General features: G+C 66.2%; 17 protein-coding genes and 1 tRNA gene. 11 read left to right on the top strand and 7 right to left on the bottom strand.

Annotated elements, in window-relative coordinates; translation table 11 throughout:
- Window positions 1–244 precede the first annotated feature (244 nt).
- Together J3R73_RS10160 and J3R73_RS10155 are read left to right on the top strand one after the other, a co-directional pair.
- Window positions 245–1,042, top strand: a complete 798-nt coding sequence (locus J3R73_RS10160; RefSeq protein WP_307425870.1) for an ABC transporter permease — start codon at window positions 245–247, stop codon at window positions 1,040–1,042.
- The gene (locus J3R73_RS10155) at window positions 1,026–1,847 is read left to right on the top strand and encodes an ABC transporter ATP-binding protein (RefSeq protein WP_307425867.1); all 822 of its coding nucleotides are present in this window, start codon (window positions 1,026–1,028) and stop codon (window positions 1,845–1,847) included. The genes J3R73_RS10160 and J3R73_RS10155 overlap by 17 nt, the downstream gene beginning before the upstream one ends.
- A 60-nt stretch (window positions 1,848–1,907) precedes the next feature.
- Here J3R73_RS10155 and J3R73_RS10150 read toward each other — a convergent pair whose 3' ends face one another.
- Both J3R73_RS10150 and J3R73_RS10145 read right to left on the bottom strand, forming a co-directional pair.
- Window positions 1,908–2,459, bottom strand: coding sequence for a sterol desaturase family protein (locus tag J3R73_RS10150; protein WP_307425864.1), 552 nt, complete (start codon window positions 2,457–2,459; stop codon window positions 1,908–1,910).
- Between the two features lie 515 nt (window positions 2,460–2,974).
- Window positions 2,975–3,667 carry a GntR family transcriptional regulator gene (locus tag J3R73_RS10145; RefSeq protein ID WP_307425859.1) on the bottom strand — a complete coding sequence of 231 codons (693 nt, stop codon included), beginning with the start codon at window positions 3,665–3,667 and terminating at the stop codon, window positions 2,975–2,977.
- Window positions 3,668–3,814: 147 nt separating this feature from the next.
- On the opposite strand from J3R73_RS10145, the gene J3R73_RS10140 reads away from it, so the two are divergent.
- The 6 genes from J3R73_RS10140 (at window position 3,815) to trpA (ending at window position 10,582) form a co-directional block, all read left to right on the top strand.
- Complete coding sequence (locus J3R73_RS10140; protein ID WP_307425856.1) at window positions 3,815–5,191, top strand: glutamine synthetase family protein; 1,377 nt, start codon at window positions 3,815–3,817, stop codon at window positions 5,189–5,191.
- A gap of 130 nt (window positions 5,192–5,321) precedes the next feature.
- Entirely contained in the window at window positions 5,322–6,446 is a 1,125-nt protein-coding gene (locus J3R73_RS10135) for a polyamine ABC transporter substrate-binding protein (protein ID WP_307425854.1), read from the top strand.
- Window positions 6,447–6,676: 230 nt separating this feature from the next.
- Entirely contained in the window at window positions 6,677–7,603 is a 927-nt protein-coding gene (locus J3R73_RS10130) for an SMP-30/gluconolactonase/LRE family protein (RefSeq protein WP_307425850.1), read from the top strand.
- Window positions 7,604–7,757: 154 nt separating this feature from the next.
- On the top strand, window positions 7,758–8,444 hold the full coding sequence (locus J3R73_RS10125) for a phosphoribosylanthranilate isomerase (protein ID WP_307425848.1): 687 nt from the start codon (window positions 7,758–7,760) through the stop codon (window positions 8,442–8,444).
- Complete coding sequence (gene trpB / locus J3R73_RS10120) at window positions 8,441–9,661, top strand: tryptophan synthase subunit beta (RefSeq protein WP_307425846.1); 1,221 nt, start codon at window positions 8,441–8,443, stop codon at window positions 9,659–9,661. Before J3R73_RS10125 ends, trpB begins: the two co-directional genes overlap by 4 nt.
- A gap of 93 nt (window positions 9,662–9,754) precedes the next feature.
- The gene (gene trpA, locus J3R73_RS10115) at window positions 9,755–10,582 is read left to right on the top strand and encodes a tryptophan synthase subunit alpha (RefSeq protein ID WP_307425844.1); all 828 of its coding nucleotides are present in this window, start codon (window positions 9,755–9,757) and stop codon (window positions 10,580–10,582) included.
- A 120-nt stretch (window positions 10,583–10,702) separates the two neighbouring features.
- Here the strand turns inward: trpA and J3R73_RS10110 are convergent, their stop codons facing one another.
- Window positions 10,703–11,272: an NUDIX domain-containing protein gene (locus tag J3R73_RS10110; protein WP_307425841.1), complete on the bottom strand. Its 570-nt coding sequence runs from the start codon at window positions 11,270–11,272 to the stop codon at window positions 10,703–10,705.
- Window positions 11,273–11,432: 160 nt separating this feature from the next.
- On the opposite strand from J3R73_RS10110, the gene J3R73_RS10105 reads away from it, so the two are divergent.
- Window positions 11,433–11,517, top strand: a tRNA-Leu gene (locus tag J3R73_RS10105).
- A gap of 88 nt (window positions 11,518–11,605) precedes the next feature.
- Complete coding sequence (locus tag J3R73_RS10100) at window positions 11,606–13,255, top strand: DUF6538 domain-containing protein (RefSeq protein WP_307425839.1); 1,650 nt, start codon at window positions 11,606–11,608, stop codon at window positions 13,253–13,255.
- A gap of 751 nt (window positions 13,256–14,006) precedes the next feature.
- Here the strand turns inward: J3R73_RS10100 and J3R73_RS10095 are convergent.
- On the bottom strand, window positions 14,007–14,768 hold the full coding sequence (locus tag J3R73_RS10095) for a hypothetical protein (protein ID WP_307425837.1): 762 nt from the start codon (window positions 14,766–14,768) through the stop codon (window positions 14,007–14,009).
- Window positions 14,769–15,058: 290 nt separating this feature from the next.
- Here J3R73_RS10095 and J3R73_RS10090 point away from each other — a divergent pair, with 290 nt between their 5' ends.
- On the top strand, window positions 15,059–16,210 hold the full coding sequence (locus J3R73_RS10090; protein ID WP_307429163.1) for an IS5 family transposase: 1,152 nt from the start codon (window positions 15,059–15,061) through the stop codon (window positions 16,208–16,210).
- Between the two features lie 291 nt (window positions 16,211–16,501).
- Here J3R73_RS10090 and J3R73_RS10085 read toward each other — a convergent pair whose 3' ends face one another.
- The 3 genes from J3R73_RS10085 to J3R73_RS10075 all read right to left on the bottom strand — a co-directional run bounded on the left by J3R73_RS10085 (window position 16,502) and on the right by J3R73_RS10075 (window position 22,549).
- Window positions 16,502–17,296: a tyrosine-type recombinase/integrase gene (locus J3R73_RS10085; RefSeq protein WP_307425834.1), complete on the bottom strand. Its 795-nt coding sequence runs from the start codon at window positions 17,294–17,296 to the stop codon at window positions 16,502–16,504.
- Between the two features lie 232 nt (window positions 17,297–17,528).
- The gene (locus J3R73_RS10080) at window positions 17,529–17,921 is read right to left on the bottom strand and encodes a hypothetical protein (RefSeq protein WP_307425832.1); all 393 of its coding nucleotides are present in this window, start codon (window positions 17,919–17,921) and stop codon (window positions 17,529–17,531) included.
- 167 nt (window positions 17,922–18,088) lie between these two features.
- Window positions 18,089–22,549, bottom strand: a complete 4,461-nt coding sequence (locus tag J3R73_RS10075; RefSeq protein ID WP_307425829.1) for a hypothetical protein — start codon at window positions 22,547–22,549, stop codon at window positions 18,089–18,091.
- Window positions 22,550–23,106 lie beyond the last annotated feature (557 nt).

Here is a 23,106-nt window from a genome sequence, read left to right as displayed (position 1 = left end):
GGGCCTTCCAGGGGTGAAGCGCATGACGTCTAGCGCCGAATGGGGCGAGCGCAAGGACAATCCGGCGCGAATATCGCTTCGCGGCAAGCCGGCGCGTCCGGCCGCGGCGGGGAATCCGAAACGCCGGCCCGATAGTCGGCCGGCCCGGCTCCTGTGACCGAGACCGCGACCTCCGGCGCGCCATGCCCCTTGTTGGAGCGGGTGCCTTTGGCTATGCCTCCTGCTCCCCGTCCGGAAAAAGCCCTTGCTGCAGCCCTTCCTCGACATCTGGCGCCAACGAGAATTGTTCCGCGCCATTCTCACGCGGGAGTTGCAGGTGCGCTTCCGCGGCTCCGTCTTCGGATGGGCATGGGCCATCCTCGCGCCCCTGGCGATGCTCTCGGTCTATACGCTGGTGTTCTCCGGCGCCTTGAAGATCGATGCCGCGCGCCAGGACACCGGCCGCTTCGGCTACGCCTTCTCGATCTTCGTCGGGCTGGTGGTGTTCAATTATTTCTCCGAGATCGCCTATCGCTCCCCGCTGCTGCTGGCCGAGCACAAGCACATCATCCGCCGCTCGATCTTTCCGCCGCAGGTGCTGGCCTGGATCGCGGTGGCCCGCGGCGGCGTCTACATGCTGATCGCGCTGGCGGTGCTGCTGGTCGGGCACGTGCTGATCAACCAGTCGATCCACTGGTCATGGCTCGCCCTGCCCTTCGTCCTGCTCCCGCTCTGCCTCACCTTGCTCGGCATCGTCTGGCTGCTCTCGACCATCGGCGCCTTGACCGGCGACCTCAACCATCTGATCATCTCGATCATTCCGGTGGCGATGTTCGCCACGCCGGTCTTCTACGAAGCGGCGAACGTGCCGGCGGGCTGGCGCTTCGCGCTCTATTGCAACCCGCTGACCGGCATCATCGAGATGATGCGCGCCATCATCCTGCGCGGGGAATGGCCGGACGGCCTGCTCTACGCCGCCAGCCTCGCCGTTTCGCTAGTGCTCTTCTATGGGGGCCGCACCCTGTTCATGCGAAAGAAGGCCATCCTTGTCGACATCATCTGACCTTGCGCCGGCCGGGGCCCCGGCAGAGGGCGCGCCCGAGGCCGGGATCGCGATCGAATGCCGCGGCCTCGGCAAGGCCTACCAGTTCTACCGCCGGCCGATCGATCAGGTGAAGCAGGTGCTGTTCGGCGGCCGCAAGCGCTATTACGACGAATATTGGGCGCTGCGGGATATCGGCTTCTCCATCCGCAAGGGCGATGCGGTCGGCATCGTCGGGCGCAACGGCTCCGGCAAGTCGACGCTGCTGCAGATCCTGTGCGGCATCACCGCGCCGACGGTCGGCTCGCTCACGGTCAAGGGCCGCATCGCCCCGGTGCTCGCCCTCGGCGCCGCCTTCGACTACGACCTCACCGGACGGGAGAACGCCTATCTCTCCGGCGCCATCCTCGGCCTCAGGCGGGCGCAGGTGAGCGAACGGCTCGATGCGATCCGCGACCTCTGCGGCCTCGGCGACTTCTTCGAGCAGCCGGTGAAACTCTATTCGAGCGGCATGGGCGCCCGCCTCGCCTTCGCGATCTGCGCCCATGCGGACGGCGACGTGCTCATCGTCGACGAGGCGCTCGCCGTCGGCGACGATGCCTTCCGCCAGCGCTGCCAGCGCATCATCCGCGATTTCCGAGCCCGCGGCACGCTGCTGTTCGTCTCGCACGACCTCGACCAGGTCGTCGACCTGTGCGACCGCGTGATCTGGATCGACCGCGGGCGCATGCGCGCCGACGGCGAGACGCATGCCGTGGTCACCGACTATTGCAAGGCGCTGGCCGAGGAGCCGGACGATCCCAACCGCTTCGCGTTCATGACGTAGCCGCCTCGCCGCGAAGACCGCCGACGTCCCGTCCGCCTCCCCGCAGGGCGCGGCGGCAGCCTACGATGCGCGGCGGCGCTGCGGTTCGATATAGGTTGCGAAGACGTGATCCCAGAAGGAGGTGATGACGCCGTAATTGCCTTCCTCGCCGCGGAAGTGATGCACCATGTGCTTGAGGCGCAGCCGGTAGAGCAGGCCGCCCGGCTTCAGGGCCCAGTGGTGCGAGGCATGATGCACCAGCATGTAGGCGGTGTAGCCGAGCAGGATGCCGCTGGTGAAGCCGCCGGCGAAAACGTGGCTGGCAAAATACAGGGGCAGGTAGAAGATCGCGAAGATCAGGGCGACGCTGAAGAACGAGGGCGCGCCGATCATGCCCTTGGGCTCCTGATGGTGGGCGTCGTGCATTTTGTCGAAATAGGGCACGGCATGGTAGACCCAGCGATGCACGGCATATTCGACCAGCGTCCAGGCCATGCAGCCTGCCACGAAAGCCAGGCACCACATGCCGAGCGCCGTCAAGTCGCCCTGTGCCAGAACGGCAAGCAACAGGCCGGCAATGGCAAGCGGGCAGGCAATGAAATCGCCGAAATAAAGAAACCTGTTCAGATTCATGCGCTTCGCCCGATTAAAGATTGAGTAGCTCTACTCTATTCATACAGATTGCGTCAGTTTGAGGACATCGAAGATGCCTTCACGGCCTTGCCGGCCGTCCGCCCCGCACATTCGTCCTACTCTGCCTACGCGTGGCGTCGAGGACTCGTCAACATCGCCAATTTGCCACGAGTCAGCGCGATGGTGAAATCGATAATGACATCCGCACCAGAGCCGAGCCCTGCTTTGACGTCGCAGCGCAGCAGCGATCGCACCCCATTCAAACGCCATCCGGATCCGACAGGGACGGACGGAACGCGTCGCCTCGACGGCGAATCCCCGCCTGCGGCAGCACATACCCTTATCCTTATCAAGATAAAGATAAATTTATCATCATATCGTGCGACCCGCAGCGTATTTTATGCAGGTCTGCCGCGTCCCAAGCGGGACTCTCGCGCCTGGCGCGCCCCGGCTGCAGCACCGCGGGCGGCGGCCCGGCAGCGGGCGGGAGATCCCTTGCCGGCCGATCGCCGAGCCTAGGGCAGCGCCATGCCGCCGATGATGGACATGCCGTCGGCGATGTCGGCCTCGATCGCCGCCCGCAATTCGGCCGCATCCCGCCGCTCGATGGCGCCGATCGCCCGGCCGTGCTGGTCGACGAGGCCGGTCATGTCCAGCCCTTCATAGACGAGGCGCATGAAGGGCCCGAACTGCAGCCAGAGATTCTCGACGAGGGGCAGCAGCACCGTCGACGGCGCGGCGCGGTAGATGGCGAAGTGGAAGGCGTGGTTGGCGCGCATATAGCCCTGCGCATCGCCCTCAGCGAGGCAGCGCTCGAGCGCCGAATCATGAGCCCGTATCTCGGCCAGCCGCGCGGCGTCGACGGCCGGCAGGGCCCGCACCGCCGCCTCGCCTTCGAGGAGGATGCGGACCCGCACGAGCTCTTCGAAGCGGTCGGCGGTCATCACCGGCACGCTGATGCGCCGCGTCGGGGTGAGCGCCAGCGCCCCTTCCGCCACCAGCCGCGCCACCGCCGCCCGGACCGGCATGGGGCTGACGTCGAGCATGTCGGCGAGGCCGCGCAGGGTCACCGGCCGTCCGGGCACGAAATCGCCGCCGATCAGGCCCTCGCGCAGCGCCTCATAGACCCGATCGTGCATCGGCGCATACAGGGCGTCCGGCAATTGCGCCGTCTTCTCGGCCCCCGTGCCCGCCAGGACTCTCGCCATCGCCTTCCCCGGTTTGACATCCCCCCGATTTGTGATCACAATTATTGGCATGAAAAAGGCGCCGATGCGCCGCCCCGCCCGAAATCGCGTGGCGGCAGCGCAGCGTGCGGTCGGCATCGTCTCAACAGGCCCTCAGGTCCGGTCATCATGGGTTTTCAGACGCTCGGCGTCAGCGACGTCGCCGGGGACGAGGCGGCAGCCTCCCGCCCGCCGCCCCTCGACACGATCGAGGTCCTCCTGCCCGACACCAACGCCATCCTGCGCGGCAAATGGCTTCCCGGCTCGGCCCTCGACAAGATCGGCAAGGACGGCGTCGCCATGCCGCTGTCGATGTTCGGGCTCGACGTCTGGGGCCGCGAGGTGGAGGAAACCGGCATCCATATCGAGACGGGCGACAAGGACGGCCTGTGCCGGCCGGTCCCCGGCACGCTGAAGCCGGTGCCCTGGGCGGCGCGGCCGACGATGCAGGCCCTGCTGTCGATGGACCTGGCGGACGGACGGCCCTGGATGCTCAATCCGCGCCATATCCTGCAGTCGGCGGTCGACCGCTTCGCCGAGCTGGGCCTGCGGCCGGTCGTCGCCTTCGAGCTCGAATTTTACCTGCTGCGGCCCGACGCCGCGCCGGGCGGCGCGCCGCGCACCGTCTTCCATCGCGCCGAGGGTCCGGCGCCGCAGAACATGTATTCCATCTCGGACCTCGACGACCTCGCCGCCGTGATCCAGGACATGCGGACCGCCGCCCAGATCCAGGGGCTGCCGGCCGATTCGGTGATATCGGAGGCCGCGCCCGGGCAGTTCGAGATCAATCTCCACCATCGCGGCGACGCGATGGCGGCGGCGGACGACGCCGTCCTGCTGCGGCGGCTGATCCGCGGCGTCGCCCGCAAGCACGGCTTGCGCGCGAGCTTCATGCCCAAGCCCTATCTCGACTGCGCCGGCTCGGGCATGCATGTCCATGCCAGCCTCCTCGACGCGGCCGGCGCCAACGCGTTCGCGGACGGCGAGACGGGCGAGGTCCTGCTGCGCCGGGCGGTGGGAGGCCTGCTCGCGCATATGCCGGACACCGCGCTGATGTTCGTCTCCAGCTATAACGGCTTTCGCCGGCTGATGCCCGGGTCCTATGCGCCGGTGTCGCCGAGCTGGGGCTGGGACAACCGTTCGGTGGCGGTGCGCATCCCCAATGGCGGGCCGGCGGCCCGGCGGGTGGAGCATCGCATCGCCGGCGCCGACGCCAACCCCTATCTCGTGCTCGCGGCCATCCTCGCCGCGATGGAGGACGGCATCCGCCAGTGCCTTCCCGCCCCCGAACCCGTGAGCGGCAACGCCTACGACCTCGCCCGCGGCGCCGATGCGCCGACGCTTCCCGCCACCATGCGCGAGGCGGTTGAACGGTTTCGCGGATCGGCGTTCAATGCCCGCAATTTCGGCGCGCGCTTTTCGCGCATCTACGCCATTATGAAGGAATTGGAATGCGCCGAATTCGAGCGGCGCATCTCGGACCTCGAATACCAGACCTATCTGTAAGCCAGGCATCGATCCCCGCCTGCCACCGTCAATCCGCAAGACCGGGCACCTCACCGCGATGCTCCGGCTTGCCGACCACAGACGCCGCGTCCGGGAAAGCGCGCGCGTTCATCCAGAGGAGGTATTCCCGATGCCCGCGTCGAAACCGCATCCGTTGAAACTGGCCCTCGCCGCCACGGCAGCCCTGCTGCTTGCCGGACCGGCCCTGGCCCAGGACAAGGTCGTCAACGTCTACAACTGGTCCGACTATATCGATCCTTCCGTGCTGGAGAGCTTCACCAAGGACACGGGCATCAAGGTCGTCTACGACACCATGGATTCGAACGAGGTCCTCGAGACCAAGCTCTATGCGGGCCATTCGGGCTATGACGTCGTGGTGCCGACCGGCGCCAATCTGCAGCGCGAGATCAAGGCGGGCGTGTTCCAGCCGCTCGACAAGTCGAAGATCCCGAACCTCAAATATGCCTGGGACGAAATCGTCAAGCGCCTGCAGACCTATGATCCCGGCAACAAATACGCCGTGAACTACATGTGGGGCACCACCGGCATCGGCTACAATGTCGACAAGGCCAAGCAGCGGATGGGCGACCAGCCGATGAACAGCTGGGACGTGATCTTCAAGCCCGAGATCCTCTCCAAATTCGCCGATTGCGGCATCTACTTCCTCGACACGCCGGACGAGCTCATCCCGGCCGCCCAGAAATATCTCGGGCTCGATCCCAATTCCAAGGACCCCAAGGACATCGCCAAGGCCACCGCAGCGCTGGTGGCCATCAGCAAATATGTGAAGAAGTTCCACTCCTCCGAATATATCAACGCGCTCGCCAACGGCGACATCTGCCTCGCCGTCGGCTGGTCGGGCGACGTGATCCAGGCCAAGAACCGCGCGATCGACGCCCATACCAAGTCGCCGGACAAGCCGCTGGTCGACATCGGCTATGCCATTCCCAAGGAAGGCGCGCTGATGTGGTTCGACTCGATGGCCATCCCGAAGGACGCCGCCCATGTCGACGAGGCGCATGCCTTCATCAACTACATGATGCGCCCGGACATCGCAGCCAAGAACACCAACTACGTCTCCTATCCCAACGGCAATCTCGAATCGCAGAAGTCGGTCAACCCGGACATCCTCAGCAACACCTCGATCTATCCGGACGCCGCGACCCTGGCCAAGCTGTTCATCACCACGCCGCCGGACGCCAAGATCCAGAAATTGTGGACGCGCAACTGGACCAAGATCAAGACCGGGCAGTAAGCCCAAACGCTTTCCGGCATCGAATCGGCGCGGGCGATCATCCCGCGCCGTTTTTTATTTGCCGTGCGTTTTGCCCCCTCGACCTGACCGCAATTCCATGCTCTCTGCCGTTCGGATGAGGGTTCTGGCCTTCGTCGGCGCCGCGTTCGAAAGCGGGATCGACGAAGGCCGGCCTCTTCGGAAAGGTGGCGGATCGGCAAGATCCGCCGCGGAATCATCGGGGAAACGCCATGCTGACCAAGGACTTCGAAGTCATCGATCCGCGCTTTGAGAAACTCGTCTTCGGCAATGTCCATCTCGAGCGCCTGTATACCGGAACGCGCTGGGCCGAGGGGCCGGCCTATTTCCCCGCCGGCAAATATCTGGTCTGGTCGGACATCCCCAACAACCGCCTGATGCGCTACGACGACACCGACGGCTCCGTCTCGGTGTTCGAGCAGCCGAGCCGCAACCAGAACGGCCACACCGTCGACCGCGAGGGCCGTCTCATCTGCTGCGAGCACCTCTCGCGCACCGTCACCCGCGTCGAGCATGACGGCACCCGCACCACCATCGCCTCGGAATTCGAAGGCAAGCGCCTCAATTCGCCCAACGACGCGGTGGTGAAGTCGGACGGCTCGATCTGGTTCACCGATCCGACCTATGGCATCGATTCCTATTACGAGGGCGACGCCGCGCCGTCGGAAGTCGGCGGTTCCTATGTCTACCGGGTGTCGCCGGACGGCAGCCGCATCGATGCCGTGGCGCGCGACTTCGTCAAGCCGAACGGCATCGCCTTCTCGCCGGACGAATCCAGGCTCTATGTCGCCGACACCGGCGCGACCCATGTGCAGGACGGCCCCCGCCACATCCGCGTCTTCGACGTCGGCGCCGACGGCCTCACGCTGTCGGGCGGCGCGGTGTTCGCGACCTGCCCCGTCGGCCTCTTCGACGGCTTCCGCGTCGACATCCACGGCAATGTCTGGACCTCGACCGGCGAGGGCGTGCTCTGCTACGCGCCCGATGGCACGCTGCTCGGCAAGATCGTGGTGCCGGAAGTCGTCGCCAACGTGGAATTCGGCGGGCCGAAGCGCAACCGGCTCTTCATCTGCGGAACCACGACGCTCTATGCCGCCTATCTGAACACCCAGGGCGCCCGCCGGCCGAAGGCGGGCTGACCCCGCCGGGCGCGGGATCGCGGCGGGCCTGCCGCCCGCGATCCCGGCATACGCTCGCACAGGCGGCATTTCCCGCGCGGCGACGGCCCCAAATGGCCGAAGCCGTGCGTATTTCGCTGGCATCCACGGCAGGATGCCACTATCTGCAGACATCATGGCCCTGATCAAGATCTGCGGATTGTCGACACCGGAAACGCTCGAAGCGGCCCTCGCCGCCGGCGCGGACATGGTCGGCTTCGTGTTCTTCGCCAAGTCGCCGCGCCATCTGACGCCCGAACGGGCGGCGGCGCTCGCCCCGCGGGTCGCGGGCCGGGCGCGCAAGATCGCGCTCAGCGTCGACGCCGACGACGGCGCGCTCGACGCGATCGTCGAGGCGCTGGCGCCGGACGCGCTGCAGCTCCACGGCCGGGAAAGCCCGGAGCGGGTGGCGGCCGTCAAGGCCCGCTACCGCCTGCCGGTGTTCAAGGCGGTGGGCGTGTCCACCCGCGCCGACCTGCAGGGGACGCAGGCGCACCGCACCGGCGCGGACTGGCTGCTGCTCGACGCCAAGCCGCCCAAGGGCTCGGCCCTGCCCGGCGGCAACGGCCTCGCCTTCGACTGGACGGTGCTCGGCGATCTCGACCGCAGCCTGCCCTTCATGCTATCGGGCGGCCTTGACGCCGCCAACGTCGCCGACGCCGTCCGCATCGGCCGCCCCGACGGCGTCGACGTCTCGTCCGGCGTCGAAGACCGGCCCGGCGTGAAGAACCCCGACAGGATCAGGGCTTTCGTGGCGGCCGCCCGCGCCGCCTTCGCCCGCCTCCAGCCCCCCATCCCGCCTCCGGAGACCCCCCTTCGATGACCGAAGCGCCCAAGCTCAATTCCTTCCGCAACGGACCCGATGAGCGCGGTCATTTCGGCCAGTTCGGCGGACGTTTCGTGGCGGAAACCCTGATGCCGCTGATCCTGTCGCTCGAGCAGGCCTATAAGGAGGCCCGCGTCGACCCGGCCTTCCACAAGGAGATGGGCGGGCATCTGGTGCATTATGTCGGCCGGCCGAGCCCGCTCTATTTCGCCGAAAGGCTGACCGAGCATCTCGGCGGGGCGAAGATCTACCTCAAGCGCGAGGAGCTCAACCATACCGGCTCCCACAAGGTCAACAACGTGCTCGGCCAGATCATGCTGGCGCGCCGCATGGGCAAGCCGCGCATCATCGCCGAGACCGGCGCCGGGCAGCACGGCGTCGCCACGGCGACGCTCTGCGCCCGCTTCGGCCTCAAATGCGTCGTCTATATGGGCGCCGTCGACGTCGAGCGCCAGCAGGCCAACGTCTTCCGCATGAAGATGCTGGGCGCCGAGGTCATCCCCGTGCAGTCCGGCTCGAAGACGCTGAAGGACGCCATGAACGAGGCGCTGCGCGACTGGGTCACCAATGTGCACGACACCTTCTACTGCATCGGCACGGTGGCCGGCCCCCATCCCTATCCCGCCATGGTGCGCGACTTCCAGTCGATCATCGGCCGCGAGACCCGCGAGCAGATGATGGCGGCCGAGGGCCGCCTGCCGGACAGCCTCATCGCCTGCATCGGCGGCGGCTCCAACGCGATGGGCCTGTTCCATCCCTTCCTCGACGATGCCGGGGTGGAGATCTTCGGCGTCGAGGCCGCCGGCCATGGGCTGAGCGGGCTGCACGCCGCCTCGATCGCCGGCGGGCGCCCCGGCGTGCTGCACGGCAACCGCACCTATCTCCTGATGGACGCCGACGGCCAGATCGAGGAAGCCCATTCCATCTCGGCCGGCCTCGATTATCCCGGCATCGGGCCGGAGCATTCCTGGCTGCACGATGTCGGCCGGGTGACCTATCTGTCGGCGACGGATGAGGAGGCCCTGGAGGCCTTCCAGCTGCTCTCTCGCCTCGAGGGCATCATCCCCGCGCTCGAGCCGGCCCACGCCATCGCCCGGGTGATCGAGCTCGCGCCCAAGCTGCCCAGGGACCACCTGATGGTGGTGAACCTGTCGGGGCGCGGCGACAAGGACGTGCCGCAGGTCTCCGAGATCTTCGAAAGCCGGGGCCGCTAGCCGCTCCCGCGCGGGCGGCCGGCCCGTGCGCCGCGAGACACCCATCGTTTCCAAGATGCGGGCGAGGACGTCCGCGCTTCCCAGGGTTTTGCCATGACCAGCCGCCTCACCGCCCGCTTCCAAGCCCTGGCCGCCGACAGGCGCGCCGCCCTCGTGACCTTCATCACCTCGGGGGATCCCGATGCGGGCACGACGGCGAAGATCCTCGCCGGCCTGCCGGCCGCGGGCGCCGACGTCATCGAGATCGGCATGCCCTTCACCGACCCGATGGCCGACGGGCCGGCGATCCAGGCCGGCGGCCTGCGGGCGCTCAAGGGCGGCATGACGCTGGCCAAGACGCTCGCGCTCGTCGGCGACTTCCGCAAGGGCGACGACGCCACGCCGATCATCCTGATGGGCTATTACAACCCGATCTACATCTACGGCGTCGAGCGCTTCCTGGTGGACGCCAAGGCCGCCGGCGTCGACGGGCTCATCGTCGTCGACCTGCCGCCGGAGGAGGACGACGAGCTCTGCCTGCCGGCCCTCGCCGCCGGCCTCGCCTTCATCCGCCTGGCGACGCCGACGACCGACGACAAGCGCCTGCCGACGGTGCTGCGCAACACCTCGGGCTTCGTCTATTACGTCTCGATCACCGGCATCACCGGCTCGGCCACACCCGATTTCGGCGCGGTGGCCGCCGCCGTGTCCCGCATCAAGCAGCACACCGACCTGCCGGTCTGCGTCGGCTTCGGCGTGCGGACGGCCGAGCATGCGCGCGCCATCGCCGAGGGCGCCGACGGCGTCGTCGTCGGCTCGGCCCTGGTGGAGGCGGTGCGCGCCTCGCTCGACGCCGAAGGCCGCGCGACGCCGGCGACGGTGCCGGCCGTGCTCGACCTGGTGGCGCGCATCGCCGAAGGCGCGCACGCCGTCCGCAAATAGCGCCGGAAGGGCGCCGCCGCTAGAGCAAAGCGCGTTTAGGCAGAAGCGGCGCTTTGCTCTAGCTCTTTGTTTTTCGACGCGTCTTTGCGTTTTGCCGATTCCGTCAAAACACAAAACGCTCTAGCCGCCGAAGAGCTCCGGCCGCTTCAGGCGCAGGGTCTGCACCAGCGCATAGGTCTTGAGATCCGTCAGGCTGCCGCCGTCGGCCATGGCGGCGAGCTCGGCCAGCCCGATCTCGACCACCTCGATCTCCTCGTTCTCCTCGGACAGGCCGCCCCCGGCGCCGACGCGGCTCGCCGGGCCGTATTCGGCGAGGAAGAGATGCATCTTCTCGGTGGAGACGCCTGCCATCGGGAAGGCGCAGCCGAGGGGCACGAGGTCGGTCAGCAGCAGGCCCGCCTCCTCCATCGCCTCGCGGCGGGCGCAGGCGGCCGGATCGTCCTCGTCGAGGATGCCGGCCGGCGCTTCGAGCGAATCGGCGAGGCCATGCCCGCGCAGGAGCGCCACCCGCAGCTGCCGCACCAGCAGCGCCATGCGGCGCACCGGATCGAAGGGCAGCACGGTCACCGCATCGCCATGGTCCTCGACGCTGCGATGGATCACGGCGCCGCTCGGCGTGCGCGCCTTCACCATCAGCAGGCGGTTCCAGCCGTCATAGAGCAGGGCTTCATCGAGAATCGCTGCGGCCACCCGACACCTCCTTGGAATCCGCCACACCCAAGCCCAGCATGGTGTCAAAGGCAAGGCGAAGCGACGACCGGAAGCCGCTTCACCGAACCGTCAAAATGCTGGCGGAGGCATGTGAATCGGCGTTGACATCCGCCCGCCCTCCCCCTAGAAGCAGCGCCACGCCCAGATGGCGGAATTGGTAGACGCGCTGGTTTCAGGTACCAGTCTTGCAAGAGGTGGAGGTTCGAGTCCTCTTCTGGGCACCATTCCCACCCGTTTCTTGAACGGGGACAATAAGTTAAGCATTGTCAGAGAGTTACACGCCACGGAACTGTGTAACAATGGTGGCAGACAATGCTCTATCGCGTGGTTCGGCCCGTGCGTCGTAGCGGCTCCCGTGTCCCCTACTTCATCCAGCGAATTCCGGCCGACCTGAAGGCCCGTGTGGTCGGCCTCAAGCTGGCCATCCCGCTGGCTGGCACCATCGTGCCGCTCACCATCACGGAAAAGACCCCCTTCATCCGGCTGTCTCTGCGGACCACCAATCCAAGCGAGGCCAAGGTCCGCCAAGCGGAAATCGCGGCGTACCTCGAAGCCATCTGGCGGAGCCTCCGCGAGAACGCCCCGGTCTCCCTTACGCTCAAGCAGGCAACCGCTCTATCTCACGACCTCTATCTCTCTTGGGCTGCCGGCGAGGACAACGAGCGGACTGTCTCGGGGACCATTGGGTTTGACGGCAAGTGGACCCTGGACACGCCGCCCACGCTCGAAGAGACACGCGCCGCCTGGGTTGCTGTTGTAGAGCGCTGGGAAGCCCTTGGCGCCAGCACAGAGCCCGCGGACCTTGAGCCACATGTTGGCCCGCTCGTTAGCCGCCGGCTGCTCGCCAGGGGCATCCCCTCTGTCACGCCAGAGACGAGGGCCATTCTGCTTCGCGTCTTCTGGGAGGCGCTCCGCGATGGCTTCGCGAGCCGCAAGCGTAACGCCGATGGCGACTATTCGCCGGACCCCAAGGCCGCGCGGTATCCCAAGTGGGAGGAGCCCGGGCGGGCCACCGCGAGCCCGGCCCCCAAGGTCTCCCTCAAAGGGCTTGTTGAGTCGTGGTGGACAGAGGCCAAGGCGGCGGGCCGGACCATCAGCACCTATGAGAGCTATCGCAACACCGTGGGCCGCCTCGCGGACTTCCTGAAGCACGACGACGCTGCGGCCCTCACCGTCCATGACATCATCGCTTTCAAGGACCATCGCCTTGCCCAAGGGGTCAGCCCCAAGACGGTGGGTGACAGCGACATCGCCGGCCTTCGGTCCATCTTCAAGTGGGCCGTGGCGAACCGAAAGCTTACCTCGGATCCAACCGAAGGCGTCAAGGTGACCCGCGCAAAGGCCACCCGCACACGGTCCAAGGGGTTCACCGATGCCGAAGCCAAGGCGATCCTGAAGCAGGCTGCGGAGCACGTGAGGGGAAGGGAAAGCCCCAAGCTCTTCGCGGCTAAGCGGTGGGTCCCGTGGCTCTGCGCCTACACAGGTGCCCGCGTGGGCGAACTGGTGCAACTTCGCAAAGAGGACGTCCGCCAGGTCGGAGGGAATTGGGTCATCACCATTACCCCCGAGGCCGGGACGGTGAAGGACAAAGAGGTCCGCCAAGTCGTCCTACACCCGCACCTCGTGGACCTCGGGTTCCCCGCCTTTGTTGGCGGCTCCAAGCCCGGCTATCTGTTCGTGGCGCCAAAGGCGGAGGGCGACATTCGCGGGGTCTGGCAGGCCACCAAGAACCGCCTCGCGGAGTTCGCCCGGCAGATCGTGAAGGACCCCGAGGTCGCCCCGAACCACGGATGGCGCCACCTCTTCAAGACCGTGGGCCGCGAGGCCGGCATTGAGGATAGCGTGTTGGATGGCATCTGCGGGCACGCTGCGGGAACCGTGGGCGGGTCCTATGGTGAGGTGAGCATCGCGGCGCAGGTGAGGGCCTTTGAGAGGTTCCCGAGGTTCAACATTGATGAGTGATCAGCCTAACTTCGTTCCCGAAAGCGCCTTTGAAGTCGCCCTTGCGGCGGCCCTCGGGGCATGGATATGCGAGTCCGACGACAATGCGCAGGCGATGTGGTCCGCTCTCGCCAATATCATTTGGACCCATAGCGACGGGACGGAGGCAGCATACACTTTCCGCGACGCTGGCAGCCTGATTGCCTCGATCAGGGGGCGAGGAACCCACATGGATTGGTATTGCAGCGGTCCCTACGCACAGGTGAGCGAGCACATTGCGGCCACGATGGCAGGCGCAGGGTGGACCCCCTCACACTATCCGCCAGACCCCGACGAAACGGACGTTCATTTAGTGGGCGAGGACGGGAGGATGGTGAGCCACCGTATCGGCGCCGTCACAGGGCCGAAGTGACTTCCGGCTTACCGGCGGGAGTCGGCCAAGTCCGCCTCCGTCACCCTGCCCGCCTCATAAAGCCCCACGCAGCGCCCCCACTCAGCCACCCCATGGTCCGCGCAGTAGGCCATCAACAGGTCCGGGCGGGGTTCCACGCCAACCCGCTGCGCAAACACGCCGTGGCCATTGAGCCAGTCGGCGGCAAGGTCCCATGCGGCCGGCCCAAAGGCGACCGCACAGGCCAGAGCGATAGCCGCGAGGTCTCCACGGCGGAAGGAACGAGGGAGAGACATAGGCCGAACCCCTTCGATACTAAATGCCTCTCCCCCGCCCGCTGGCCTCCGCTGGCCGGCTAGCACGGGGCGGAGGAACTCGGTGTCAGTTGCTTGGGTGCCTCACCGCACGCCACCGGGCGACTGCCTCGGGGGTAGCGGGAGGGTTGTGGGACCAGTGGACCTTGAGGGCGCTTTCGAGAATGCCCCGGTAGGTCTCCGGGTCCGCGCCGAAGCGCTGTTCGCCCGTCCTTGGGTCCTGCGGATCGTGCCCGTTGGGCTTGGCGTAGATCCTCACTGCGGTGTCCAGGAATTCCTTAACGCCTCTGTAGATAGAGCCCGGCCCCTCCTCTATGAAGAGCCGGCGCATGCGGCAATCGCGGTTGGTATAGGGGTGGGACCGGTCAACCATGCTCCGCACCCTTTGCCCTTGGCCGGCCTGCATGAGGACCCGCTGTAGGAATGCGCTGTTGCCGAACATCTTCGGGTAGTGCCATGCCCTGCGGCTGCCGTCCTCGCTGCCGTGCCCGTCATCATCCACGAACAGGGTGCCGCCGTTGGCGAGGGCAAGGCGGATCACGAGGAAGGCTTCGGGGTCCCAATAGCGGAGGCGTGGCCGGGCTGCACTGTTGTCGCCCTCGCGGTCTTTGAGGCGCAGGGTCTCAGAACGGATGGACTGGGTGGTGGCGGCGATGACCGGCGACCCACCTACGGGGTCCGGCTCGACGTGTGCGCGTACGATGGCGCCCTGTGGCCAGTGATTCAGGAGGAGTGCCGGATGCGGATTGCCGCCCGTCTTGCGCCCTTCAAGCCAGCCGTAGAGATCATGGAAGGCGAGGGTAGTCATGGGTCCGTGGGTTCTGCTCATGGGGTTCGGTCCTTTCGTTTTGGTGATCATCGTGGGGTTCGGCGCGGACACACGGCCTCGCCTCCCGGAGCGCGGAGGGCGCCCGGGTTCGGTCTGGCTGGTGGTAGGGGGAAGTCGGGAGAGGCTAGACGCTGGCCAACAGGTACGCCCTGTCGACCTTTCGCTTGAGGTCCTTCAACTCGTCTCTCGTGAGGAAGTGGGCGCGTTCCGGGTCTAGCAGGCTGCGGAAAAAGTCTTCCTCGAAGCGTTCCATGGTGATTCACTGCTGGTGCATGAACGGGAGGGGATCGATGCGCGGAGCGGATGTTCGGACGGAGAGTCTGTTCTCGTATGTGAGCTGCGAAGCTCGGGTTCCTGCGGATCATCCGCTGCGTGCGATCCGTGCGATTGTCGACGAGGCGCTGGAGGCGCTGTCGCCGGAGTTCGACAAGCTGTATTCGCGGCATGGGCGTCCTTCGATCCCGCCGGAGAAGCTGCTGCGTGCGCTGTTGCTGCAGGCCTTCTTCACGATCCGCTCGGAGCGGCAACTGATGGAACAGATGGATTACAATCTGATGTTCCGCTGGTTTGCCGGGCTGTCGATGGATGCGCCGATCTGGGATGTGACGGTGTTCACCAAGAACCGCGAGCGCCTGCAGGAAGGCGATATCGCCGCCAAGTTCCTGGCTGCGCTGCTGTCCCAGCCGCGGGTGACGGCTTTGCTGTCGGAGGATCATTTTTCGGTGGACGGCACCCTGATCGAGGCCTGGGCGAGCATCAAGGGCTTCAAACCCAAGGCCGATAGGGCCGACAGCCCGGATAAGGGCGATGATGGCGGTTCGGGCAGCGTCCCGCCGGCTTCCGGTGCGGCTCCGGAAGGCAAGCCCGCCGGCGGACGGAACGCCGAGCGCGATTTCCATGGCGAGAAGCGCAGCAACCGGACCCATGCCTCGACCAGCGATCCGGATGCCCGGCTCTACAAGAAGGGCCGCGGCGCCGCGGCCAGGCTGTGCCATATGGGGCACTTCCTCATGGAGAACCGCCACGGCCTGATCGTCGACACCGAACTGACGCTTGCGACCGGCACTGCCGAGCGGGAAGCGGCCCTGAGCATGCTCAGGCGCCGCAACGCCCGTCATCGCATCACGGTCGCTGCCGACAAGGCCTATGACGTGGCTGGCTTTGTGGCGGATCTGCGCAGTATCAAGGTCACCCCGCATGTGGCGCAGAACACCACCAACCGGCGTTCCGCCATTGACGGGCGCACCACCCGGCATGCCGGCTACGCTCTCAGCCAGCGCATCCGCAAGCGGATCGAGGAAGGGTTCGGCTGGATCAAGACCTGTGGCGGACTGAGCAAGACCCGCCATCGAGGCACTGAACGCGTCGGTTGGTCCTTCACGCTGACGGCGGCGGCCTGCAATCTGATCCGATTGCCCAAATTGATCGAAATCAAAGGATAACTGCGCCAAAATGTCGGAAAACGCATCCAAAATGCTGTTTTGGCAGCGGTCATTGCATGAAAATCGGCCGCCAAAATCAAACCGAGCCCAAAAAATCAGGCCCTCAGCCAAAATATGCGGCCACGCAACACGTTTTTCCGCAGCCTGCTAGGGGTCCCTGCCGGGCGGGAGCGTCTTCGGCCTCACAAAGCGGCGCGAAGCCTCCGCCCTCACTGAGGAGGAACAAGGCCGCCTCCCCGGGAAACCGGAAGATCGCGCCGGGAGGCATCCCCCGAAGATGGGCTTGTCCTGTCAAAGCCACCGCTTCATCTCCTCCGCGCTGTACCCGCCGACCAGCCGCAAGTACCCCGTGGTGGTATGCACAGAGCTATGCCTGAGGTACTGCCGGGTGACGTCCAGCGGCATGTTGCGCTCCACGTGCAGGTACCTCGCCGCCGTTCTGCGGAAGGACTTCAGGGTCGCCGTGGGGACATCAGAGACGCCGAGGACACCCCTGCACTCGTTCCACAGGGTGGACAGCACGCGGTATTTCGCGGGGAACACGAGGCCGGCCGGGCCGGCTGCCGGATCGGCATTGCGGCGCCTCAGAAGGATCTCCCCAGCCTCCCGCGAGAGTGGAAGGGTGGCCTGTGAGGCTACGGTCTTCGTGCCTGGGATGAGCACATACATATCCTCGGGCAGGCGGGGGTCCCTGGGGCAGAATGTGATGTCTCGCCAGCGGAGCCGCAGGGACTCCTCCACGCGGAGACCAGTCACGCAGACCCACTCGATATAGTCCGCGAGGACAAGCCGAGCGTCGCCATGGGGCGCCATCGTCGCGGTGTCCCGCAAGTGGGCGACAGCCTTGGCGCGGTACGATGGATTGAGCCACCATTGCAGAGGCTTGGGGAGCTTCGGCAGGCAGCCCTCAACGGGCGCCCCCATGAAGCTGATCGCCGTGAGGCGCTTGCGGACGGTACTCGCGGAATACCCCTCTGCAAGCCAGGCCCGCACGGCCTCACGTATCTTGTCCGGGGTCACGTCGTCCACATGGTAGACCCCGAGGCTGTGCAAGCCCTTGATGGCCCCCAAGCCTTGGGACGCCATGGTCTCCTCGGACCGGGCGCCGGACCAGTGCTTGCGAATGACGTGTTCCAAGGCGTCCGTGAGGAGGGTCTTGCCGGGCTGCGCTAAGGCCGCGCTAGTGCGAGCCGTTGGGCCTGCCGCGCCGGCTTCGGGTGGGTCGAGAGCGTTGGCCACAGCCTCATCCGTCAAGGGGCGTAGATAGGCTGCTGCATCTGTTCGGCGGTAAGACATCGCTGTATCCCTCCCCTCGCCGCTAGGCCTTGACCCGGACGATGGCGAGGACGCCGAAGCCCTGTTCTTCGAAGCCGTCCCCTTTGCCGGTCCGGTTGTTCTTCACCAATTCGAAGCGCTCCGCTCGCTTGGCTGCGGGCGACTCCTTGACCCACTTGCCCCAAGCCTCCCCGAGCTTTTGCTTGATGTAGCCGTGGTTTACCTTCTCGGCGGGGGCGCCGCGGACCTCCACGAAGTAGCAGGCGGGCACGTAGAAACCGCGGGGCTTACCGTCCCGCTCGATCTCCGCAGCAAGAGCGGTCCAGCGGTCACGGAAAGGGAGCGGATCGTGCCCGAACCTCGGGGGCTCCGGTGGGAGGGCTTCGAATACCTGGACTGGAAAGTCATAGCGGGGCTTTGCAGCGGCGGCGGGCATGATTGGATGTCCTTACGGTTGAGGTGGAAGCGTCTATTGTGTTCGGCGAGGCGGCGGGCGGGGTCCAACGCAAAGGTTGCATCGATCCGGCCCCATTGATTCATGCTGGTGATGAGTGGCCCCGAGGCCCCGCTGTCGGCAGAGCCCCGGGAGCAGCCAAGAACGGCTTAGGGTTGCTTGATGCCCGGCAGTCCGACCCCGGTTAGGATCTTGTCGAGCGTCTGCGCCTGCGGGATCGCGCCCTGCGGGTCCCTCTGCTTCGCCGCGTAGGCAGACCGCACGGCCTCATTGGCCGCATAGAGCGCCTGCCGGACATTGGGGTCCGCCATGAGCGCCTTCTTGGCCTTGTCGTGGTAGGGGTTGATGACGGAGCCCAGAAGGTAAAGCCGTGTGCCCTTGATCGTGGCGGCCCCATCGGGAGCCCTGCGATAGGCGGGGGTCTGCATCACCTTGGCGACCAGAGACTTGAGCGATGGGGCACCCGGAAGGTGGCCCCCGAGTTCCTGGTACCGGTCCCATGCATTGCGGCCATCGGCCATGTATACGCTGCGGAGGTCATAGCCGGGTCCCGTGGGGGTGAGCCCTGCGATGGACCTCCCGTCCGCGGTGTCCATGGCGAGGCGCTCCATTTCGTGGTCCACCTCGCCGTGAACCGTTGTGGACCAAGCGAGCCTCGCGTGGATGGGATCGCCCCACGTGTCCCGCCTCGGGGGCACCCCGGTAGACAGGCCGGGGATGTTGGCCAAGAGCCTGTCCACGATGGACCGGGCGTCCCTCATGGTGTCGTCCCCGAAGTTCCTATTGACGTCCCGGAGGGCCGCCGACATGGGCACGAAGCCGGACGCGATGTCCCCCGCCGTCCGCTCCCATGCGTTCGGGGTCGGGCTGGCGATGAGGTCCAAGGCCTGCGAGAGGCCCTGAAGGTACGTGCTGTCCGCCATCTGCTTCGAGAGGGCCAGCGCGAAGGAAGAGATAGCCGTCTGCGAGCCGTCCGCCGCCTCCGGATGGTGGATCGCCTCCGCAAGGTCCGCCGCGATGGTGAAAGGCACGGCGTAAGGTCCAAGATAGTCGCGAAACGGGACGTAGGTTGTCGCTCCGTCCGCATTGCCCCGGCGGATCGAATAGGGCCGCCATCCCGTGGCCATGAGGTCCCGCCGCGCCTTGGGGTCCGTTGGGCCTCCCCCGGTGATCATGCCCCCGCTTGCCATGAGATAGGCGGTGCCCATGAAGAGGGACCCAAGGGTCATCTGGCCCCGGGCCTGTGCCATGTTCATCATACGGATAGCCTGGGTGTCCCCCTTCTTGCCGGCCCATGCCGCCCGGAAATCATTGCTGAGGAGATTGAGACCGGGTGTCACGTTGACCCCCAGCCGCGCAATGTTCGTGCTGGCCTTCACGAAGGGGACCAGCCATTTGATGGGCGGGAACTGGTTGGAAACGGATTGGAGCGCCCTCCCGCCCGCCGCGAGGATGCCGCTATCGAGGTCGTTGGAGAATGTCGCGGTCTGGGCTTCCCGCTTCGCCGCTACATCCGTGGCCCGCCCTTGATCATCGAAAGCCTTGGCGAGGCGATCATTGACGAAGCTATCGAGGTCCCGCCCGGTGAGGCCCATCTGAGCCGCCTCGATATGGGCCTTGGACCCGACCACGCCGCGATAGGTGATCATCTTGGCTGCCTCATCGGCTGCCGTGAGGAACCGCAGGGACCCGCCCACGGCCATCTGCCCGAAGTTGCTGAAGGAAGCCGCGCCGTTATAGGCGAGGTCCGCCACGTTGTTCACGGGCTTCCACTTGGCGAGCGCCCGGTTGCCGTACAGCGGCGTCCCGTAGAGGTCCGTGTTGTACATGGCCAGCTTGCTGTCACCCAGCTTGAAGGCTTCCACGGCGGCATGCCAGGCGTCCGGGATGGCAGACGCCATGTAGGCGTATTGCCGGACAGCCTGTTCCCGAACGGATGCGCCCTCGCTGCCCATGAGGGAGGCCCCCACGATCCTCTCGGCAGGGCGGACCACGGCCGTGACGGCGTTGGACACGATGTTGTTGACCTGGGTTTTCCAGCCGTAGAGCAGATTGCTTGCGTAGTAGAGGTCTGCGAAGTTCCTGAGGCGCCGCAGGAAACTCGGTTGGATGACCCCGCGGAGGCTCCTCACGTCTCCCTTGGTGGTGGCGAGGATCTGGGCCAGCATATCGGGGTTGGCGTCTTGGATGCTTGCGATCATCTCGGGATCCGGCATGAACTCCGCGCGGTTCCTGCGGACGATGCGGCCACCAGCGGCGCGGATCGCGTTGGCGTGCTTCAAGGCCTGGGCCGCATAGGCAAGCTGCGCCTTGGCCTGGGTGGCTGCCGCCAAAGCATCCCCGCCCCACTGGTCCAAGCGGCCCTCCTTGATGGCGAGGCCGGACACATAGGCATCTTGGAAGTATTTGTTGGCGAGCAGATAGCCGACCTCCATATGGGCCACCATGTCTTTGGTCGCCGCCCCGGCCCGGGCAAGGTCCCCCATCATCTGGACGGGGTCGGCGCCGGCAGCTTCCGCCAGCCGTGAGACCGTCTGCTGTACCTTGGCGTCCGAGAGGATCGCCCAGCCCTTCCCCTCATCCAGCCACCCCGTACGGTTGAGGGCGACCACGGCATTGTTGATGAAGCCTTCCACCGCCTCCGGGCTGGCCATCTTGTTGTACGGCAGGGCGTTGGGCGGCGAGGCGAACCGCTGGCCCCCTTCAAGGGCAGCATTCCAATCGATCCCCTTGCCCAAGGTGGCGTCCCAGTCCTTGCGGACAGCCGCGACGATATCGAGGGTCATTTCGGGGTCGAACTCGGGGGGCGCCACCTCGGGGGCCTTGGGTTGCCCTTCCGTCCCCATGGTGTCCGCCGCCGGCTTCGCCTCCGCCTCACGGGCCGCCGCGAAGTATTCCTTAGCGGCCTCTACGCGGGCCTCGGGCGTGTTGAGGACCTCCTCGGACCGGAAGTCGTCGAAGTTCCTCGGGGTGACGGTGAGGTCCTTCTCGGGGTCGAAATAGATGGTGACTTTGTGGGCCGCCGTGCCGGTCTGAAGTCCCCCGAGATGCGAGATGCCGTCGTAGCCGTGCTGCTGAAGGTTGTACTTCAGGCTGTCGAAGAGGTCCTGCACATCGTTGGTGGAGAGGCCGTTAGCCGTCCCGTGCTCCCGGATGCCGTCATAGAGTTCCCGGAGGTTCCTGGGGTTGTCCCTGAGGGCGTAGGAGAGGATGGCATCGGCCTCGCCGGGGTGCTCGGGATGGCCCAGAAGGATGGACTTGAGGTATTCGCTGAGGGGCTGCTCGGCGTCCAGGATGTTGAGGGGTCGTGTCTCCGTGACCTCATAGAGATTTCTTGAGCCGGTGTCCTGTGAGCCCCGCCTTGAGTACCTATGGGCCACGTCCACGGCATCGGTCGTGTAGAAGCCCTGCCCGTAGTAGTTCCTTGAGGAGGCGTGGATGCTGCTGGGTTGCAGGGTGGGGTCAGAGGTCCCGTGATACTGCGTGCCCTGCCCTCGGGTGTCGTTGAGGGGCTGAAGGTATTTCGGGACGGGAGGCAGTGGGAGGTCAGGCGGCGCCTGGGCCAGAGTGCTGGACCCACCCTCCTCGATCCTTATCGCGGGGCCGTTCATGTCCTTCTGTGCGACCAGCGGGGTACTTCCCCAGCGCTGGCCCTGGGCATCCGTCATCATCCCATTGGTGACAGCGGTAATCTCGACGGGCTTGCCATCGGGGTAGATCGTGACCCGCTTGCCCTGGGACAGCGCGGTGCCGACCTCGGAGGCGACCTTGGCCCCCGCCGCGCCCATGTCGAAGTAGCCCTTGGCGTCCGAGAGGCGAGCCTTGAGTTGCGCCGCGGTCTCGACGGTTGCCGCAGGGGCTACCGGGGAGATGGACCCCGATTGCTGCGCCCCGGGGGCGCTTGCCCCTGCTGCCGGCTGTTCCCCCTGCCCTCCGGTGTCGGCCTGCTGGTGTGCCTTCAGGACCTCATCGGTTGCCGCCGCGATAGCCGGACGGTCCCCCGAGGCCAGTGCCTTGTAGAGCTTCACGCCGCCGATGAGGAGGGCACCCGTCCCGGCCTCTATCCCGAGGTTCTCCATGACGTTCCGCAGGCGGCCCACCGCGTCGCTCTCTCCCGGCTGGTGGGCGAGAAGGGCCGTGATGGGGTTACGGAGGGAGGGGTATTGCTGAATGAGATTGCTGAGGCCTTCTTGATGTGGGTCGAAGGCCGTGGCGCTGACAATGGAGGTCTTGGCGGCCTCTGCGCCCGCCCGGGTGAGGCTGGACCCATTGATATATCCCTCCGCCACTTCCACCCCCCTGGCCACCCACGGGAGGAGCTTGAGGCCGGCCGTAAGTTCGCCAAGGCCCACCATGCCGGTAGCGAACTGCGAGGTGGCCCCCGCGAGACCAGCCACGGGGGTATTCTCCGCGGCCCTGTTGAAGTTGGCCTCACGGGCCTTGCGCCATGAGGACTTCTGGTCCTCCGGGGTCGGCCCGAAGAGGAAATCATGGGCCTCAATGGCAGCCTTGTTGACACCTTCGAGGGAGGCCACCCCGATATCCGCGAGATGCTGTCCCCTCTCCCCGGCCTGCTGGGTGTACTCCGGGTGGAACTGCTCGGAGATCATGGGGTCTGTCTGGGAGGGATCGAAGCCGGACGCTGGGTCCATGGCTCCGGGGGTGGCCTGGGGCTGCTGGTCGGCTGCTGCCTGGGCCATAGCGGCTTGGAGGGCTGCATCTTGAGCTTGGGGACCCGCGGGGGCGACCTGGGGACCCGCTTGCGTAGTGGTCTGCCTCTGGGTCTCTGCGGCCATCTGGTCCGCTATGGCCTGCTGAAAGATGGCATCCTGTAGGGCCTGGTCTTCGGGGGACATCGGGGTGCCTGGGGTGGGTGAGGAAGTGGATGCTTTGGGGTCGGCCATGGGGTGAGCCTTGCGGTTGAGGGGATGGGGTGGTAGGGATGGCCTGAGGTGACCTTGCGGACCTCGGGGAAGTATCGAAGAAGAAGACACAGGGCGCCGTTGACATGCCGTGGCGTCTTGGGGCATACCTTGGGGGGTCTTCTGGTAGTTGATGGATGAGTGGTCTAGTAAGCTAGGTCATGAGAGGGTCCTTGAAGACGTGAGGAATTGTCCGGAGAACTGACCGGGAGACGTGGAGATGCCGGGGTGCACTTTGAGGTGCA

Origin of the sequence: Labrys monachus (genome assembly GCF_030814655.1) — a bacterium.
Taxonomy (GTDB): Bacteria; Pseudomonadota; Alphaproteobacteria; order Rhizobiales; family Labraceae; genus Labrys; species Labrys monacha.
This window is presented reverse-complemented; position numbering and strand designations above follow the sequence as displayed.

Excerpts from the sequence above, each read along its gene's own strand:
- J3R73_RS10150 (WP_307425864.1), bottom strand. The coding sequence starts at position 2,459 with ATGAATCTGAACAGGTTTCTTTATTTCGGCGATTTCATTGCCTGCCCG.
- J3R73_RS10145 (WP_307425859.1), bottom strand. The coding sequence starts at position 3,667 with ATGGCGAGAGTCCTGGCGGGCACGGGGGCCGAGAAGACGGCGCAATTG.
- J3R73_RS10140 (WP_307425856.1), top strand. The coding sequence starts at position 3,815 with ATGGGTTTTCAGACGCTCGGCGTCAGCGACGTCGCCGGGGACGAGGCG.
- J3R73_RS10135 (WP_307425854.1), top strand. The coding sequence starts at position 5,322 with ATGCCCGCGTCGAAACCGCATCCGTTGAAACTGGCCCTCGCCGCCACG.
- J3R73_RS10130 (WP_307425850.1), top strand. The coding sequence starts at position 6,677 with ATGCTGACCAAGGACTTCGAAGTCATCGATCCGCGCTTTGAGAAACTC.
- J3R73_RS10125 (WP_307425848.1), top strand. The coding sequence starts at position 7,758 with ATGGCCCTGATCAAGATCTGCGGATTGTCGACACCGGAAACGCTCGAA.
- trpB (WP_307425846.1), top strand. The coding sequence starts at position 8,441 with ATGACCGAAGCGCCCAAGCTCAATTCCTTCCGCAACGGACCCGATGAG.
- trpA (WP_307425844.1), top strand. The coding sequence starts at position 9,755 with ATGACCAGCCGCCTCACCGCCCGCTTCCAAGCCCTGGCCGCCGACAGG.
- J3R73_RS10100 (WP_307425839.1), top strand. The coding sequence starts at position 11,606 with ATGCTCTATCGCGTGGTTCGGCCCGTGCGTCGTAGCGGCTCCCGTGTC.
- J3R73_RS10095 (WP_307425837.1), bottom strand. The coding sequence starts at position 14,768 with ATGAGCAGAACCCACGGACCCATGACTACCCTCGCCTTCCATGATCTC.
- J3R73_RS10090 (WP_307429163.1), top strand. The coding sequence starts at position 15,059 with ATGCGCGGAGCGGATGTTCGGACGGAGAGTCTGTTCTCGTATGTGAGC.
- J3R73_RS10085 (WP_307425834.1), bottom strand. The coding sequence starts at position 17,296 with ATGGCGTCCCAAGGCTTGGGGGCCATCAAGGGCTTGCACAGCCTCGGG.
- J3R73_RS10080 (WP_307425832.1), bottom strand. The coding sequence starts at position 17,921 with ATGCCCGCCGCCGCTGCAAAGCCCCGCTATGACTTTCCAGTCCAGGTA.
- J3R73_RS10075 (WP_307425829.1), bottom strand. The coding sequence starts at position 22,549 with ATGATCTCCGAGCAGTTCCACCCGGAGTACACCCAGCAGGCCGGGGAG.